The sequence below is a fragment of the Janthinobacterium sp. B9-8 genome (genome assembly GCF_000969645.2).
In the GTDB taxonomy this organism is placed as follows: domain Bacteria; phylum Pseudomonadota; class Gammaproteobacteria; order Burkholderiales; family Chitinibacteraceae; genus Iodobacter.
Genome location: NZ_CP014222.1, coordinates 1,841,831 through 1,858,166, shown reverse-complemented (window position 1 = coordinate 1,858,166; position 16,336 = coordinate 1,841,831). Strand labels below are relative to the sequence as shown.

General features: G+C 49.5%; 14 protein-coding genes. 5 read left to right on the top strand and 9 right to left on the bottom strand.

Annotation, left to right across the window (positions count from 1 at the left end):
- Positions 1–101: 101 nt before the first annotated feature.
- The 3 genes from VN23_RS08285 to VN23_RS08275 are packed head-to-tail and all read right to left on the bottom strand — an operon-like array spanning position 102 to position 2,555.
- The gene (locus VN23_RS08285) at positions 102–851 is read right to left on the bottom strand and encodes a basic amino acid ABC transporter substrate-binding protein (protein WP_046352842.1); all 750 of its coding nucleotides are present in this window, start codon (positions 849–851) and stop codon (positions 102–104) included.
- A 53-nt stretch (positions 852–904) separates the two neighbouring features.
- On the bottom strand, positions 905–1,309 hold the full coding sequence (locus VN23_RS08280; RefSeq protein WP_052746705.1) for a SufE family protein: 405 nt from the start codon (positions 1,307–1,309) through the stop codon (positions 905–907).
- 37 nt (positions 1,310–1,346) lie between these two features.
- Positions 1,347–2,555 (bottom strand): aminotransferase class V-fold PLP-dependent enzyme, encoded by a 1,209-nt coding sequence (locus VN23_RS08275; protein WP_046352844.1) that lies wholly within the window; start codon positions 2,553–2,555, stop codon positions 1,347–1,349.
- 357 nt (positions 2,556–2,912) lie between these two features.
- On the opposite strand from VN23_RS08275, the gene nudB reads away from it, so the two are divergent.
- Positions 2,913–3,377, top strand: coding sequence for a dihydroneopterin triphosphate diphosphatase (gene nudB, locus VN23_RS08270; RefSeq protein ID WP_197433061.1), 465 nt, complete (start codon positions 2,913–2,915; stop codon positions 3,375–3,377).
- Between the two features lie 145 nt (positions 3,378–3,522).
- Here the strand turns inward: nudB and VN23_RS08265 are convergent, their stop codons facing one another.
- The 5 genes from VN23_RS08265 to VN23_RS08245 form a co-directional block, all read right to left on the bottom strand.
- Positions 3,523–9,381, bottom strand: coding sequence for an AAA family ATPase (locus VN23_RS08265; protein ID WP_046352846.1), 5,859 nt, complete (start codon positions 9,379–9,381; stop codon positions 3,523–3,525).
- 270 nt (positions 9,382–9,651) lie between these two features.
- Positions 9,652–10,584 (bottom strand): exopolyphosphatase, encoded by a 933-nt coding sequence (locus tag VN23_RS08260; protein ID WP_046352847.1) that lies wholly within the window; start codon positions 10,582–10,584, stop codon positions 9,652–9,654.
- Between the two features lie 22 nt (positions 10,585–10,606).
- On the bottom strand, positions 10,607–11,557 hold the full coding sequence (locus VN23_RS08255; RefSeq protein WP_046352848.1) for an SPFH domain-containing protein: 951 nt from the start codon (positions 11,555–11,557) through the stop codon (positions 10,607–10,609).
- A complete protein-coding gene (locus VN23_RS08250; RefSeq protein WP_046352849.1) occupies positions 11,557–11,982 on the bottom strand; it encodes an NfeD family protein in 426 nt (141 codons plus the stop codon). Before VN23_RS08250 ends, VN23_RS08255 begins: the two co-directional genes overlap by 1 nt.
- Positions 11,983–12,202: 220 nt before the next feature.
- Positions 12,203–12,676 carry an Lrp/AsnC family transcriptional regulator gene (locus VN23_RS08245; RefSeq protein WP_046352850.1) on the bottom strand — a complete coding sequence of 158 codons (474 nt, stop codon included), beginning with the start codon at positions 12,674–12,676 and terminating at the stop codon, positions 12,203–12,205.
- 156 nt (positions 12,677–12,832) lie between these two features.
- Here VN23_RS08245 and VN23_RS08240 point away from each other — a divergent pair, with 156 nt between their 5' ends.
- The 4 genes from VN23_RS08240 to VN23_RS08225 all read left to right on the top strand — a co-directional run bounded on the left by VN23_RS08240 (position 12,833) and on the right by VN23_RS08225 (position 15,738).
- Positions 12,833–13,618 carry a phenylalanine 4-monooxygenase gene (locus tag VN23_RS08240; protein ID WP_046352851.1) on the top strand — a complete coding sequence of 262 codons (786 nt, stop codon included), beginning with the start codon at positions 12,833–12,835 and terminating at the stop codon, positions 13,616–13,618.
- 83 nt (positions 13,619–13,701) lie between these two features.
- Positions 13,702–14,784 (top strand): 4-hydroxyphenylpyruvate dioxygenase, encoded by a 1,083-nt coding sequence (hppD, locus tag VN23_RS08235; RefSeq protein WP_046352852.1) that lies wholly within the window; start codon positions 13,702–13,704, stop codon positions 14,782–14,784.
- A 193-nt stretch (positions 14,785–14,977) separates the two neighbouring features.
- Positions 14,978–15,373 carry a DUF4280 domain-containing protein gene (locus VN23_RS08230; RefSeq protein ID WP_046352853.1) on the top strand — a complete coding sequence of 132 codons (396 nt, stop codon included), beginning with the start codon at positions 14,978–14,980 and terminating at the stop codon, positions 15,371–15,373.
- A gap of 95 nt (positions 15,374–15,468) precedes the next feature.
- Positions 15,469–15,738 carry a hypothetical protein gene (locus VN23_RS08225; protein ID WP_046352854.1) on the top strand — a complete coding sequence of 90 codons (270 nt, stop codon included), beginning with the start codon at positions 15,469–15,471 and terminating at the stop codon, positions 15,736–15,738.
- Between the two features lie 26 nt (positions 15,739–15,764).
- On the opposite strand, the gene VN23_RS08220 is transcribed toward VN23_RS08225, so the two are convergent.
- Positions 15,765–16,283: a toxin-antitoxin system YwqK family antitoxin gene (locus tag VN23_RS08220; RefSeq protein WP_046352855.1), complete on the bottom strand. Its 519-nt coding sequence runs from the start codon at positions 16,281–16,283 to the stop codon at positions 15,765–15,767.
- Positions 16,284–16,336 lie beyond the last annotated feature (53 nt).

Sequence of the window (16,336 nt, the reverse complement as noted above, 5' to 3'; positions counted from 1 at the left end):
GAAATGCGCCGAGAAACGGCGGGTTTCATCCGCCCTACGAAATTAGTCCAATAAAAAATCGCCTCGAAAGGCGATTTTTTTTTGTGCAGCAATCGGGCTAATTATTTGCCGAAATACTTGCCGTAAATCTTTTGGTAAGAGCCATCTGCTTTTACATCAGCGAGACCTTTATTAAGCTTGGCAAGCAGGGCTGTATTGCCTTTCTTAACGGCAATGCCATAAAACTCTTTATCAAAGCTAGTGTCGTCAATCAGCTTAAAGCCTGAGTTTGGATTGTTGATCAGGTAGTTTTTAACCACGCTATTGTCGCCAATCACGGCATCCACACCGCCTGCTTTTAATTCTTGCAGCGCCAGTACGATGGTTTCAAAGCGGCGGATATTGGTGTTGCCTTTGCCAAAATGCTTTTGCGCCACGATATCGCCAGTGGTGCCGTTTTGTACTGCCATTTTCTTGGTTTTAAGATCGCTTAATTTGCCGATCGGGCTTTTGGCTGATACCACGATTAATTGCTTGGCTTCAAAGTAAGGGGCGGTGAAGTCCATTGATTTTTGGCGCTCAGGGGTGATGGTCACCGCCGCAATGACGATATCACGCTCGCCATTGTTTAAACCTGCAAACAGGCCTTCCCAAGGGGTGTTGATCAGCTTGATCTGGATACCTGCCTTGCTGGCAATGGCGTGGATCAAATCGGCATCAAAGCCTTCTACTTCTTGCTTTTTATTCAAGATTTCAAAAGGAGCGAAGGTAGCGTCTGAACCTACGGTCAGTACACGTTCTGCGGCAAATGCGGGTACTGCCATCACGCTGCTGGTGATGAAAGCGGCAACTAGCTGACGTAAGTTTTTCATTAAATCTTCCTTCGTGTTCGAGGTGTAACAGGATACTTTGCTGACAAGTAACGTCAATGCACGTCAGTAATAATTGTATTGTGAATTTTACCAATTATGGCTTTTACCCCATTGCCACGCGAAGCAGATAGGAAACGGGTTAGCCCTAGTGAGATAAGCCAGGCTTCACAATCAAAGCCACTAATCTCTGGTCTTGTTTTGCCTTGGTAGGCGGCCATTAATAAAACCAGTAGCCCTTTTACAATGCGTGATTCGCTGTCGGCTGCCAATTGGATATATTCACCTTGCCAGCTGATTTTTAGCCAGGCTGTGCTTTCACAGCCGACGACGCGGTTTGTTTCATTTAATTCATCGCGTGGCAAGGGCGCTAAATCCCTTGCGAGTTGCACCAGTAAGCGATTTTTACCTTCCCAGCCATGGGCGCTGGCGAGCTTGATTTCTATTTCTTCTTTATTCATGGCCATTTTCCGTAGAGCTTGATTCTTGGGGCGGTTTTTAAGCCAGTAGCTCTAGTGTTTCACTTAAGCCTGCCAGAAGCGCTTCTACATCAGCACTGGTGTTGTAAGCGGCAAACGAGGCGCGTAAGGTGCCTTTGAGCCCTAGGCTGCTGAGTAGTGGCTGAGCACAGTGATTGCCTACGCGTACGGCGATATTTCTGGCGTCTAAAAATTGAGCTACATCGTACGGATGGGCGTCGCTAAACGCGATCGAGACGACAGGGCCTTTTTGTGCGCTCGTCCCAATGACACGCAGGCCGTCGATTTGGCGCAGGCCCTGCTCTAATTGCAGGCGCAAAGCGTCTTCATGGCGGGCAATGGCTGGGCGATCTTGGGCTTGCAACCATTCTAGAGCGGCAGCAAAGCCAACGCTTTGGGCAATGGCGGGTGTGCCTGCTTCAAAACGAGCTGGGGCTGGGGCGTAGCTGGTGGCCTCAAAAGAAACGCGCTCTATCATTTCGCCGCCACCTTGCCACGGTGGCATGGTGGCCAAGATGTCGGCTCTGGCCCAGAGTGCGCCAATGCCGGTAGGGCCATACACTTTATGGCTGGAGAACACATAAAAATCGGCATCGAGCAGCTGTATGTCGATTACTTTATGCGCCACGGCTTGTGCGCCGTCGATCAATACTTTGGCGCCCACACGATGCGCTGCTGCGATTAAATCTGCAATGGGCAGCTCGCTGCCGATGGCGTTGGAAATATGGGCAAGGCCGACCAGCTTGGTTTTAGCTGAAAGCTGGGAATGAAAGTGTTCAATATCCAAGCCGCCATCGCTTAGTAAGCGCACAGGCTTGATGATTGCGCCGCAACGCGCCGCCAGCATTTGCCAAGGCACAATATTGGCGTGGTGTTCTAGCGTGCTGAGTAAAATCTCGTCGCCTGCGTGCAGATGGGCAGCTCCCCAGCTTTGCGCCACTAAATTGATGGCTTCGGTTGCTCCGCGCGTAAAAACGATTTCATCGCTGGATGCTGCATTAATAAAGCGCGCTACGCTAGCTCTGGCCCCTTCAAATGCATCGGTGGCCGCCACGGCGAGGCGGTGCGAGCCACGGTGTACATTGGCATTGGTTGTTTCATAAAAATGACGCTCAGCATCCAATACCACCAAAGGCTTTTGCGTGGTGGCGGCGTTGTCGAGGTAAATTAACTCGGGTGCGCGCAGCAATAAAGGAAACTGGGCGCGAAGGGCGAGGGCATCAAACATAGTGGCTCAAAATCGATACAGGCCGCGATTGTAGCGCGATCAGGGTTTTTTCTCATGGGAAAGAATTGTAAGGTGTATTTAAAGGTGAAATGCATCGTTGTTCGCTGATATTGCGTAGCATTTGAAATAGGCGAACAAAGCACCTTTAACAAAGAGAATCGAGTGCTAAACCTTAAATCACAAGGTAAAAACAGAGAGCACAACAATCTAATGGTTGGTTTTCTGCGTGAAATTCAGTGTTCTCTGTGTCTGCCGTGGTGCAAGATTTGGGTTTTTGCTGTGCAATATCTGAGATGAAGTTGTGAGCGGGCGGCTGCATGGTTTAAGCTTTGTTTCTCCACTTCTCGCATTCTTCCTATGACGACTCCAACTTCATCAACAATGTATAAGCAAGCGGTGTCTGCGCTGATTGTGATTCACACGCCTGATTTACAGGTGCTGCTTATAGAGCGGAATGATTTTAATGAGGCCTGGCAATCGGTAACAGGCAGCCGGGAAGGCGATGAATCGCTGGAACAAACGGCGCGGCGGGAAGTCTTTGAGGAAACCGGCATCGACGCCTGTATGTATTCATTACGCAATTGGCAGCAAAGTCACGATTTCGAAATTTTCGAGATCTGGCGTCATCGCTATGCCCCCGGCACTACTCACAATACCGAGCATGTTTTTAGCCTGGAAGTCCCCTATCCATTGGCGATTACACTGGCAGTAGGCGAGCATCGCCGCTTTAAATGGGTAAGCTGGTCGCAAGCCGCCGAAATGGTGTTTTCGCCATCAAATGCCGATGCCATCCGCAGCTTGCCAGAGCGCTGCGCGCACTAAGTCCCCCCCTTCAAAAACCTTAAATTTGTAGACACAGAGATCGGTGAGAACACAGAGCACACAGAGAAAACCTAAAGTACTCAAGGGTTTCTCTGTGTGCTCCGTGTTCTTTTTTTCTCTGTGTCTACAGATCTTTTTACTTGGTTTAGGGCTTATTGATGAGCCATTTTTTGAGCAGGGTGTTGAGTTGCAAAGGAATAATCGGTTTGGCGAGGTGATCGTCCATGCCGACTTCGGCGCAGGTTTTTTTATGCGATTCCAGCGCATCGGCGGTTAAGGCAATCACCGGGGTTTGGTCGCCCCTTGCCCGCATTTGCCGGGTGGCTTCCAAGCCATCCATAATGGGCATTTGCAAATCCATAAATACTAAATCGTAGTGATGGCTGCTTAGCTTGGCGAGTGCTTCTTCGCCATTATTGGCCTCATCGCAGCTGATTTTAAGTAGCGATAGCAGCTCGCGGGCAACAAGACGATTGATGGCCACGTCGTCCACCACCAGAACATGTTTGCCTTCAAAGTTTTCTGCTTGCTCTATGGTTTCGCTTGGCGTATCCATTACCTCCTCGGCAAGGGCTAGTTCCACATGAAAGCTAAACTGACTTCCTCTGCCGGGCTGGCTGCTTACTGTAATATCGCCCCCCATCAGCTTGACCAGTTTTTTGCTGATAGACAGCCCTAGCCCAGTGCCGCCAAATTGTCTTGTTGTTGAATTATCTGCCTGAATAAAGGGCTGAAACAACCGGTTTATCTGTGCTTCTGTCATGCCGATTCCCTGATCTGTAATAGTAAATAGCAGCTGTGTTTCGGTGGGGCAACTGAGCTCTAAATGCACCCAGCCCTGCTGGGTAAATTTAATGGCATTGCCTAATAAATTAATCAGAATCTGGGTTAAACGAAGCGCATCCCCTTTGCGCCATTCGGCAAAATGCTCGGGCAGGCTAAGCAATAGACTGAGCCCTTTTTCTTCGGCTCTGAATTTAAGGATAGAAGCCACCTGATCCACAATACTGCGGCAGGAAAACACTTCGTGTTCTAAATCGAGCCGATCGGCTTCAATTTTAGAAAAATCAAGAATATCGTCAATCAGGGCAATTAAAGTATTGGTCGATTGCGTGAGTTTTTGTAAGTAATCATTTTGTTTTTCATTTAAGGCGGTGTGTTTCAGTAAATGGGCTATGCCGTGAATGGCGTTAAGCGGCGTACGAATTTCATGCGACATATTAGCTAGAAAAGCACTCTTTGCTTTGGTAGCGGCTTCTGCCGCTTCTTTGGCGTGATTGAGCTCGGTGATATCCATCATGGTGGCTTCAATATGGCTGGGCTCGCCTTCTGCGTTGTACAGCAGGCGGCTGGTGGTGAGTACATCCAGTATTTTGCCGTTTTTATTGCGAATTTTGATGGCGTAGCGGCTGACTCTTTCATGCTTCAGAATCATTTCTTGCAGGTGTTTGTGTTCTTGTGCGTTCTCAAAAAAGTTGTGGGCGCATTCTCCCAGTAAGGCTTCTGTATTGTTTACACCGATAATTTCGAGCATCGCCGAGTTTATGGCGAGAATTTTGCCGCTGGCCAGTTCAGTTTTCATATAGCCCGTCAGCATGCTCTCTACAATGGCGCGAAAGCGTGATTCACTTTCTCTGAGTGCTTTTTCGATGCGGTTTCTTTCTGCCAGCTCGTTTTCCAGGTGCTGGTTGACGGCGCTTAATTCTTGGGTGCGAATCTCTACACGGCTTTCCAGCTCATCATAGAGGCGTGCGTTTTCCATTGAAATGGCAGCTTGGGTGGATAGGGCATGGATGACTTCTTGCCTTGCCGTGGTGAATGTTCCTGCCGCGAGCGGGTTTTCCAGGTAGTAAACGCCAAGCAGCACGCCTTGCTTGATGATGGGGCCGCACAGCACCGATTTAACCCGCGTATTGTGCACATAAGAATCACGCTGAAAGCGCTCATCCAGCCCTGCATCATCAAGGGCAACGGTTTCTAAAGTACGCCAGACGTATTGCAAAATCGATGCGGCAACCGGCAAGCTGAGGCTGTTTCTGGGGCGCACGGTGATGGCATCATTTTCGATAATACCTACGGTTTTTAGCCTGGGCTGTCCGTCTTCGGCCAGAATCAGTGCACCCATTGTGGCGCCCGCGCTTTCAATCATCAGCTCGGTCAGGCGCACCAGTAGCGGATCAAGAGCCAGCTCGCTGGCGATGGCTTGTGAGGCCTTGAGTACGCCTGCCGAAGAGAGAGCGCGGCCATGAAAAACGTCTTCTTCAGGAGGGATCAGTTGCCATACCGAGCTAAATTCATGGCGCAGTGTCTTGGCAAGGCCGATGGCACCCCAGTGCTGCAAGTTTGAAATGGCATTTTTAAGGTGGTGGGTGGCGTAAACCGGGTAGCCGTGTTCAACCCATAATTTACAGGTATGGATTTCTGCCAGCGCAAGATCCTGAGTAAAGCCCTGGCTGCGCGCGGCGGTAATAGATTGATGGCAGTATAAAAGCGCCGCTTCGTGTTGGCCTTGTAGCAGGGCAATTTGTGCGTCGAGCAAGAGTAATTTATGCGAAAAATTAACAGGGCAATCCTTGCTCCATGCGGCCAGCTGCTCACGGTGGTTCTGTATTTCTACTTTTTGGCTTTCTGATGGCGCTCGGTTCGCCAGCCCCATGGCTAAGCACCAGTGCGCATCAAAGTTGGCGATAAAACCCATGATATAGCGGCACAGCGCCAGCCCTTGGCGAGCATGCAAAATCACTTCTTCATAATGGCCTGCAAACAGCATGCGCTGGGCGCGGTAAATATGATAAAAGCATAGGGATGAGCGGCTGTCGTTTTGTTCGCACTCTTGAACAAATTGCGCTTCATTGGGTGTGTTGCCATCCCATGTTTCTGCCGCAAAAGCCGCAACAGAAAAGCGTAAGGCATTGAGGGTATCAATCGCCCACTGGTTTTTATTGGTGAGCGATGATTGCAAGGTTTGCTCGATACGCTCGCTTAATTTAGAGAGCGGCAAGCCGCTGATATAGCGATGCAGTACATCTGCGCAATATAAATAGCCAGTGAATTGCTGATCTCCCGTCATTAGCCCTGCATTAATACTGTCTTGAATCAGTGGCAATGAATCATGCAGCGGTTTAACCCAAGGCAGGCAGCCTACCGCATAGGGCCAGCCGGTTTTACACTTGAGCGCCATTGCGTCCAGAGGGGTGATGAGCTGATATCCCAAGCTGGCAAATTCAAAGCCGCGCTGGCGTTGCCCAAACAGGCTGCCCAGCAATACACCAAATGTGCCGTAGCCCTTGCAAATCTCGATTGAATTGCCGTGCTCCAGAGCGGTCAGCACCATGCGGGAAATAATAAAGGGATAGTAGCGCGGGTGGCCAAAAGAGGTGGAGGTGTCGAGATTGAGTAGTGTTTTTTGAATGAGTTGCTGGGTCGGGTCGCTCAGTAGCGGCAATTGCAGCAGCTCTATAGGCTGGCGATTCTGCATTTTTTCTTCAATCTGGGCCAGTATTTCTTGAAATGCGGCCTCTGGATCGTTAGGCCAAGCCAATCCTAATAATTCTAGTGCTTCCCGGCCCGCTTCGATTGCGCCAAGGTAATCGGCAGAAAGCGTTTTACCGGTGATCAGCAGGTTTTGAAACGCGGCTTTTTCCAGCACAGTGCGCAGCCGGGGTCTGGCTGCATGGATGATGGCTTCAGAGGTGACTAAATCACCAGAAAGAAAAGCCGCCTCTGCCTGAATGTAGTGAAGGCGCAAGAGTAGCGGGTAATCGCTTTCCCAGTAGTGTTCTTCGCTCAGCAGCAGCTGTGCATTGTTTGCAAAGAGTCTGGCGCTGCTATGGGCGGCAGAAGCAAAGGCTTTGCTGGCGGCTTGCAAAAATATATCTGCCAGATAGCGGTTTTGCTCAGGGTCTGCCGCTTTAAGAAAAACATTTAAGCCCGCGCTAAATTGCTGGGCAATGGTAAAAAGCTGTTCTTGAAAATGTGCGCCGTTATTTGCCTTGACCAAGTGCTGTGCAATACGGATATGCGTGGCTTGTTGCTCTCTTTCACTGAGTAGTGAATAGGCGGCTTGCTGCACTCTGTCGTGCATAAAACGAATTTGCTTGGGTTTGCCTGCTTCACTGGGGATTTCGGTCATCAGCTCGGTTTGGCGCAATACTTGCAAACTTTCATGTGTTTTGGCCTGGCTAAGGCCGGTAATGGCGGCTAAATCCGGCAGGCTGCATAAATTGCCAAAGCAGGAAGCTGCGCTGGCTAATTCTTGTACATGAGCAGGCAGCCGGTGTAATTGCTCGATCACCAGATCGACGACGTTTTCTGCCACATTATGGGTGGCAAGGCGGGCGACGCTCCATACCCAGGCACGCGTCTCTCTATCCCAATAAATAAAGGCTTCGTCTACCAGCGTGCGTAATAGCTTGCCAATAAAAAAAGGATTGCCGCCGGTCTTTTTATGGATCAGATTGGCCAGTGCAAAGGTGTGCTCCCCTGTATGCAGCGCGTCGATGAGAAAATCGTTGACTTGGGCGGGTGTAAGCGGGGCCAGCTCAAGCAAGGTGCTGCGCACATTTTGGGTATGCCATTCGGCTTGTGCGAGCAGCAGGGGGTGGCCTGAGAGGACTTCGGTGTTTCGGTAGGCGCCAATCAGCAGTAAGTGCTTATTGTGGGTATTGGTCAGTAGCTGGCCCATTAAATCAAGGCTGGCAGGATCGGCCCATTGTAAGTCGTCCAGAAATAACACTAGGGGCGATTGCTGATGGCAAATGCCCTGAATAAAGTCGACTAGTGTTTTGTTATAGCGATGGCGCAGCTCAGCAGGGCCGAGCTCTGTAACCGGGGCTTGCGGGCCAATCAGCCATTGCAAGGCAGGGATTGCATCGATCAAAATTTGTGCATTGCTACCTACTGCGGCGAGAACCCTGTTTTTCCAGTGTTCGGTATTGGGCTCGGCCAGCCACTGCCGGATGAGCTTATCAAAGGCGGTGGAAAGGGCGGCATAGGGAATGCTGCGTTGGTACTGATCGAATTTTCCTTCAATAAAAAAGCCGCCCGCCATAATAATATCGGGCCTTAGCGATTGCACCAGCGAGCTTTTCCCTATTCCTGAGTAACCAGAAATAAGCACCACTTCAGCCGCCTGAGTCTGGCTGCGTGAAAAGGCATTCAACAGACTTAATCGCTGATGATCCCGGCCATAAAGAGTGTTCGACGGGTGAAGTACGCCGGGCTCATCGTCCTCCCCCAGCTGAAAAGGGGTGGTTAAGCCGTTTGAAAGCCGCTCGGTGCAGCGCTGCAAATCGTGGGCCAGCCCTGCCGCGGTGTGGTAACGCTTCTCCGGGATTTTCTCCAGTAGCTTCATAATAATGGCGGAGAGCGCTGGCGGGGTGTCAGATATCTCGTTGGGCGGGGTGGGGATTTTTGCGAGGTGGGCGTGGATTAAAGAGAGCGTGTCGTTGCTATTAAAGGGCAGCTGCCCTGTAAACATCCGGTAGCAAATGACGCCCAAGGTATAAAAATCACTGCGTGGGTTGACATCTGAGCGTAGACGGCCAGTTTGCTCTGGCGAGAAATACGCTGCACGGTGTTTTTGCGGGTCGGTTTCGCCACCGTCCGCCATGCCCACAAAGCGGATGGTGTGGTCAGGCGCAATAATGATGTGATCGGGCCAGAGCCTGCCATGCGGTTTGCCGCTGGCGTGTAGGGAGGCCAGTGCTTGGGCAATGGCGGTGGTGCGCTGTAGTTTTCTGGCCAGTGTGATGGCCAGTTGCAGTGTGGTGCCAGGGGTATGGCCGGATTCGCTCATTAAATCTTCTAAGGTGCGGCCGGGGCAATCGCTAAGCACCAGCACCATAGCCGCGCCATGCTTGAATAAATCGAGCACCTTGGGAGTGTGTTTGGTTTGGATTTGCTCGAGTAAATCTCGCTCGCTCTTTAAAGTGATGCTGGCTCGGGGCAGTGAGGCGATGCGCAAAATGCAGGCGTTGCCATCTGCACGAACAGCGCGGACCATGCTCCCTGTTACATCTTGATAAAGTGTGTTTTTTAGACTGTAGCCGGGAATGTCCACACTGGCTCCCTTGCGGAAAAGCGGGGTCTTGGGTGAGAGCGGGGGCGGACTTTGGAAAGGCAGCAAATGCGTGGAGCCACGTTCCGCACTACAGTAGGCCTATTCATTGGGTGTAGGTCTTGATTTGCACCAAAAACGGTATGAGGGAAACGCATGGATAAAACGCCGTGGTGCGTGAGTACATGGTGCGTACTCACGCAGAAATCCCTCGAATCAGCCGTCCGCTGTAATTTTAAGTACCAGCTCTCGCAGCACACGGTTGGCGTCTTCGTTTGCCACTTGGCAAGTGCCCGCATTTTCGTGGCCGCCGCCGCCGTATTCCAGCATCAGCTCGCCGATATTGGTTTGTGAGCTGCGGTTAATAATTGATTTGCCAGTGGCATAAACAGTATTTTGCTGGTGCAATCCCCACAGCATATGAATCGAGATATTGCATTGGGGGTAGAGTGCATAAATCATAAAACGATTAGTGGCATAAATCGTTTCTTCATTGCGTAAATCAAGTACAACCAAATTATCGTAAATACGGCTGCAGTTAATTAGCTGCTCTTTGGCTTGCGGAGCGTGCTCAAAATAAACTTCGATACGCTCTTGAATATCAGGTAGGCCAAGGATGTCATCAATGCCATGGTTACCACAGTATTTAATTAAATCCATCATCAGCTGGTAATTGGAAATTCGGAAATTCTTAAAGCGTCCCAAACCTGTACGTGAATCCATTAAGTAATTCAGCAGCACCCAATCTCTGGGGGTGAGGATTTCTTCACGGGTAAATTCGGCCGAATCGGCTTTATCTACCGCAATCATCATCTCCTCGCTGATCTTAGGGAAGGCACTTTTGCCACCGTAATAGTCATAGACCACACGGGCAGCAGAAGGCGCTTTGGGGTCGATAATATGATTGGCTTTTTCACCCACGGTGCGAATCGTTTCGGACAGGTGATGATCAAAAGAGAGATAAGCATCCGCCACATAAGGCAAATTGGTGGTGATGTCCTTGGCGGTAATGGCGATTTTTCCATCCTGCATATCTTTAGGATGCACAAATAAAATATCGTCAATCATATCAAGCTCGGTTAATAGCACCGCGCAGACTAAACCATCGAAATCACTGCGGGTGACGAGGCGGTATTTGGGTTCTGACATGGCGCTATTTTCCTTCGGTAAATTAAGGCTGTACTGGGGGTTTAATCACGGACATTGCGGTAGCGACCATGCCTGCCACATCGCTGGCATTGGCGGGCAGCAGCATGGTATTGCCTTCTTTAGCAATATTGGCAAAGGCCGCCACATATTGCTCGGCTACTTTCAAATTAACCGCTTCTAAGCCGCCTGGCTGTTTAATAGTTTGTGCCACCATATGAATGGCTTCGGCTGTGGCACGGGCAACTAAGCGTAGTGCTTCTGCCTCACCTTCTGCCTGATTAATGGCGGCTTGTTTTTCGCCTTCAGAAGCATTAATGGCCGCCTGACGCTCGCCTTCCGAGCGCTGGATAGAGGCTTCGCGCTGGCCGGTGGCTAAGTTGATTTGCTCTTGTTTTACCCCTTCAGATTGCGCAATACGGCCACGCTTTTCGCGCTCAGCAGTAATTTGCTGCTGCATAGAGTGCAAAATTTCTTTAGGCGGGGTGAGGTCTTTGATCTCGTAGCGCAATACTTTTACGCCCCAGCTGCGTGCGGCTTCATCGAGCGCATTCACAACCGCAGCATTGATGTCGTCCCGCTCTTCAAAGGTTTTATCGAGCTCTAGCTTGCCGATCACAGATCGCAGCGTGGTTTGCGCTAATTGCATAATCGCCATCACGTAATCCGAGGTGCCATAAGAAGCCAGCTTAGGATCGGTAACCTGATAATACAAAAGGCCGTCGACTTGCAGCTGGGTATTGTCCTTTGTAATGCAAATTTGCGATGGCACATCGAGCGGAATTTCTTTAAGCGATAGGTTGTAAGCAACGCGATCGATAAAGGGCACAATAAAGCTCAGCCCCGGTTGTAATACGGTGTGAAATTTACCAAGGCGTTCAATAATCAGGGCGTGCTGCTGCGGCACCACTTTGAATGTTTTGGCGATAAAAATAACAGCGATAACTAAGAAAAAAAGGGGAAATCCGAATTCCATTAGGAGTGCCTTAGTGGTGAGTGGTTAAGAATAAGCGAGTTGCCTTGGGTGGCAATAATTAGGTAATCGTTTTGGCCTGTTTCAGAGCCGGCAGCCAGCTCTGCATCCCATAGCGTGCCGCGATAGCGAACCCGGGCGCGTCGTTCGCCCTGCCATTCCACAATTTCGACATGCTGGCCAATATCACTGCTGATCTCAGCAGGGGCGCTGGTGTGCTGGCGCTGCCAGCGCCGCAAAATGGCGACAGCTACAAGGCCGATCAGGCCAGCGCTAAGGGCTTGCACAGTAAAGCTAAAGCCCAGCCATGCAGCCAAAGCGGCACTGGCTAAACCGATTGCCACAGCCAGTAAGTAAAAAGTGCCTGTCAGCATTTCTAACCCGGCAAGCAGCAATGCAGCAATCAGCCAGAGGGTTTGTAAACTCATCACTAGGTATCTTTTGATATGAATATCTGCTTTGGTATAGCTGAAATACCTAGGCTCTGGCAAGCAGCAAGGAAGACTTCCATCAGCTTATTGATGGAAAACAGACAGTATGTAAGCTTTTGATGACGTTTGTGTTTTGTTTTTGTTGTAAGTAATGAGGGCGTGAATGGGGCGTGCCAAGCAGGGGTGGAACAGCTCCTTGCCCAACGCGCCCCATGTTTTATGGATTCAGATGGCTTAAAGGCAGGTTGGTGGTGTTTTTAAATTCTTTTAACACAAAGCTTGATTTGATATCGGCAATGCCGGGGTGTTGCAGTAGCTGCCCCATCACAAATTTAGAAAAGTGCGTCATGTCTTCAAAGTACACCTGTAGCAAATAATCCATCTCGCCGGTCATGGCATAACAGTTGACCACTTCAGGCCACTCTTGGATGGCCGAGGCAAACTCCTGCAGATGACTATGCCCGCGTTTTTCCAGCGAAACACGGATAAAAGCCTGTAAACCAAGACCAATTAAAAGCGGATCCAAAAGTGCAACATATTTGCGAATAACACCACTATCTTCGAGTTGTTTGAGCCTGCGCAAGCATGGTGAAGGAGACAAAGCGATGATTTCTGCCAGCTCTACATTGCTTAAACGGCCATGTAACTGAAGCTCGTTAAGAATTTTAATATCAGTCCTATCTAGTTCCATGGTGTTATCTCCCCTTGTTTTATGTTTAATTGGTGTTAAATTGCATAAATATTTATTTTATTGGCATTTTAGAAACAAAATTGCTCGCCACTTTTTGTAAAATGAAAAGCTAGTGTAGAGCAGTTGCTGTGAAAAATACCATTTAGGAGATGTCTTGTGTATACCGATGAAGCAGCAACCCTACGTGCTGATATGCAATTGTCCGTGCCGGACGCCGTGTTAGACATTCATTCTTACCCGATTCCGCAATACACCGACGTTGAGCATCAAACATGGGCCACCCTGATTGCTAACCAACAAGCGGTTTTACCGGGCCGCCTTTGCCATGCTTTTTTAGAGGGCATTGAGAAAGTGGGTTTCCCCTGTGACCGCATTCCAAGCCTGGTGGAAATCAGCGACAAAATAGAAGCGCTCTCTGGTTGGAAACTCACCCGTGTATCGGGCATTGTGCCGGATGAAGATTTTTTTAAATTATTAGCCCAGCGTATTTTTCCCTCGACCGATTTTATTCGTAAGCCGGATGAAATTGGCTATACCCCTGCGCCTGATATGTTTCACGATTTATTGGGGCATGCGCCACTCTTGGTTCACCCTCGTTTTGCTGCTTTCTTTGAAGCATTTGGCAAGGCCGGTGTGCGCGCTTTTGAGTTGGATCACCCCGCTAAAGTGTGGTTGCCGCGCCTTTATTGGTACACGGTTGAATTTGGCTTAATTCAAGAGGCCAATGGCCTGCATATCTTTGGTGCGGGTATTGCATCGTCCCCACAGGAAGTGATGTTTAGTTTGTCTGATCAAACACGTAAACACGCTTTTGATATAGAAAAAGTGGCAGAAACCGCATATGACATCTGGCATATGCAGGAAGATTTATTTGTAATTGAAAGCTTTGATGCATTGGAAGACGATTTTTCAAAATGGACCGCTAAGCACGGTCTAAATTAACCCGATATGGTGATGCCGTGGTGATATTTTTATAAATAGAATCACGGCATTTTTATATTCGGGTTTCACCTATGGAGAGATAGATGAAAATGGAAAAACCAAGCATTAACCCACTTGAAACCAATGGTTTTGAGTTTGTTGAATACACCGGCAATACTCAGGAAGCATTAGATAATCTGAAGGCCTTGTTTATATCATTGGGTTTTGTGGAAATTGCGCGACACAGAAGCAAAAACGCCAGCTTATTCCGCCAAGGTGAAATTAATTTCATCGTCAATGGCGAGCCAACACAACCTGCTAGTCAATTTGCCGCCATTCATGGCCCGTCCGCTTGTGCGATGGCTTGGCGCGTAGCGGATGCAGATCGTGCGTATCAATATGCGATTGCACACGGCGCTAAGCCTTATAACCGCCCGATTGGCTTTATGGAATTAAATATTCCTGCGGTGGAAGGGATTGGCGGCTCGGCGCTGTATTTTGTTGATCGCTATGGCAAAGACCAGAATATCTATGATGTTGATTTCGTGCCGCTCGAAGGTGTGGATCAATATCCAGTAGGGGTTGGCTTATACGAGGTCGATCATCTTACACACAATGTAATGCGCGGCAATATGGATGTCTGGTCGGGCTTTTATGAAAACATCGCCAATTTCCGCGAGATTCGCTATTTCGATATCGAAGGCAAGCTGACTGGCCTTGTTTCCCGTGCCATGACTAGCCCTTGCGGCAAGATTCGTATTCCTATTAATGAATCGTCTGATGATAAAAGCCAGATTGAAGAATTTCTGCGCCAGTACCAAGGTGAAGGCATTCAACATATCGCGATGGCCAGTAACGATATTTTCGCCACAGTAGAAGCATTAAAAGCCAGTGGCACACGTTTCCTAGATACGCCAGATAGCTATTTCGATCGCACTGATGCGCGCTTGCCAGGCCATGGTGAAGATTTAGAGCGTCTGCGCAAAAACCGTATTTTGATTGACGGCGCGCCAACCGAAGGCGGCGGCATTTTGCTGCAAATCTTTACCGAAACTGTGATCGGGCCGATTTTCTTTGAAATTATTCAACGTAAAGGCAATGAAGGTTTTGGCGAAGGCAACTTTAAAGCGCTGTTTGAATCGATTGAAGATGATCAGGTTCGTCGTGGTGTATTAAGCGCAGAGTAAGCTTTTTGCGTGTATTAAAAACCGCCACATGCGATCGTTTGTGGCGGTTTTTTATTTTTAAATCTGACTTTTTTCTTTCATTTTCCGATAATAAGGAAGTGTAGGGCGGGAGTAACCAGCGAGCAATGCTGAAGCATGCGCGGGTTTCACCCGCCCTACAGCCATTGCAAATATTGGTTTGTCAGGAGAAAAAATGGGTAGCCCACAGGTTTGCAGCGGTGCCTCTTTGCAATGCAGCTTCGGCGCAGCGCCCGGCACCTTGATGGTGTTGCCCATTAATCGGGTGATGGTGGGGGGCATGCCCGCAGCTAATTTGATGGATTATATTCCCATTGTGAATGTCGCCCCCTTTGGCACTTGCATGAGCATGGCCAATCCTATGGTAATCGCTGCAACGGCCGCGGCTTTGGGCGTGTTGACGCCGATGCCTTGCATTCCAATGACCGTTGCTCCGTGGATACCCGGCGGTGCGCCGACGGTGTTGGTCGGGCCTATGCCTGCGCTCAGTGCGAGCGGTACGTTGATGTGCACTTGGGGTGGGGTAATCAAAATTGCGATGGCAGGGCAAATGCAGGATCTGGTGCCTTGATGGGGTGTGTATGGATTAACTGCTTTGACCCGATGGCTGTGCATCTCTGCATTGCCATGCCACAATAGCCAGCCCAAAAAAGCCTTACTTACTTGATGCCTACAACAAATCCATTTAGTCAGCTTAATCTCAACTCAGACGAGCAGCGTGTATGTGCTCTGCTGCAAAAGCAGCGCCAATGCACCAGTGTTGAGCTAATTAGCAAGGCCAAAGTCACCAATCCCAGCGCGGTGATTGATGGCATCAATCAGCAACTGCTCGCTGTCAACAGCCAGTGGCTGATTCAATGCAGTGCAACACGCAGCACAGGCCGTCAATCGGCCGCGCCCGTTGGCTATTACCGCTTGCTTAAAAAATTGTTTTAGCTTGGCCCCTATTTAAAAACCGAGCCCTATGTCTTTAGCCATGTTTTTATTTTAGAGATAGGCTTGCCATCTTCCCCAAGCAGTTTGCCGTCGCTTGCAAACTGCTGAACTTCTTCGTCGCTTAGCCCGTTTTTAAAATGCTGACGCTCTGCCACTTGCCCATTGGGGTGGTAACGCAGTTGCTCGCCGTGCAGCAGCCCTGTCTGGTAGTGCTCCAGTTGGGCGACTTTGCCATTATTAAAATAATTTTTACATACGCCTTGCAATTGCCCCTGCTGGTAGGCGCATTCACGCTGTAACGCGCCTTGTGATGAAAAAAATTTGGCTGGGCCGTGCAAGAAGCCTTTTTGAAAATGAAGCTGTGCCGAAACCTTGCCATTGGGATGCATCATCAACATTGGCCCGTGCAGCTCACCCTTTTTATACTGCATGGATGCAAGGGGCTTTTTAGCATCCAGCACCTTAAACGGCCCATCCAGCGCGCCTTCATTCATTGCGCCACTCAGCTTGCTGCTACCGCGTTCTAGTTCAAAGGGTTGGGGCATGGGGGTCTCTGCTGTAGCTTCCCCCTTTGTAAAAGGGGGATTAAGGGGGATTC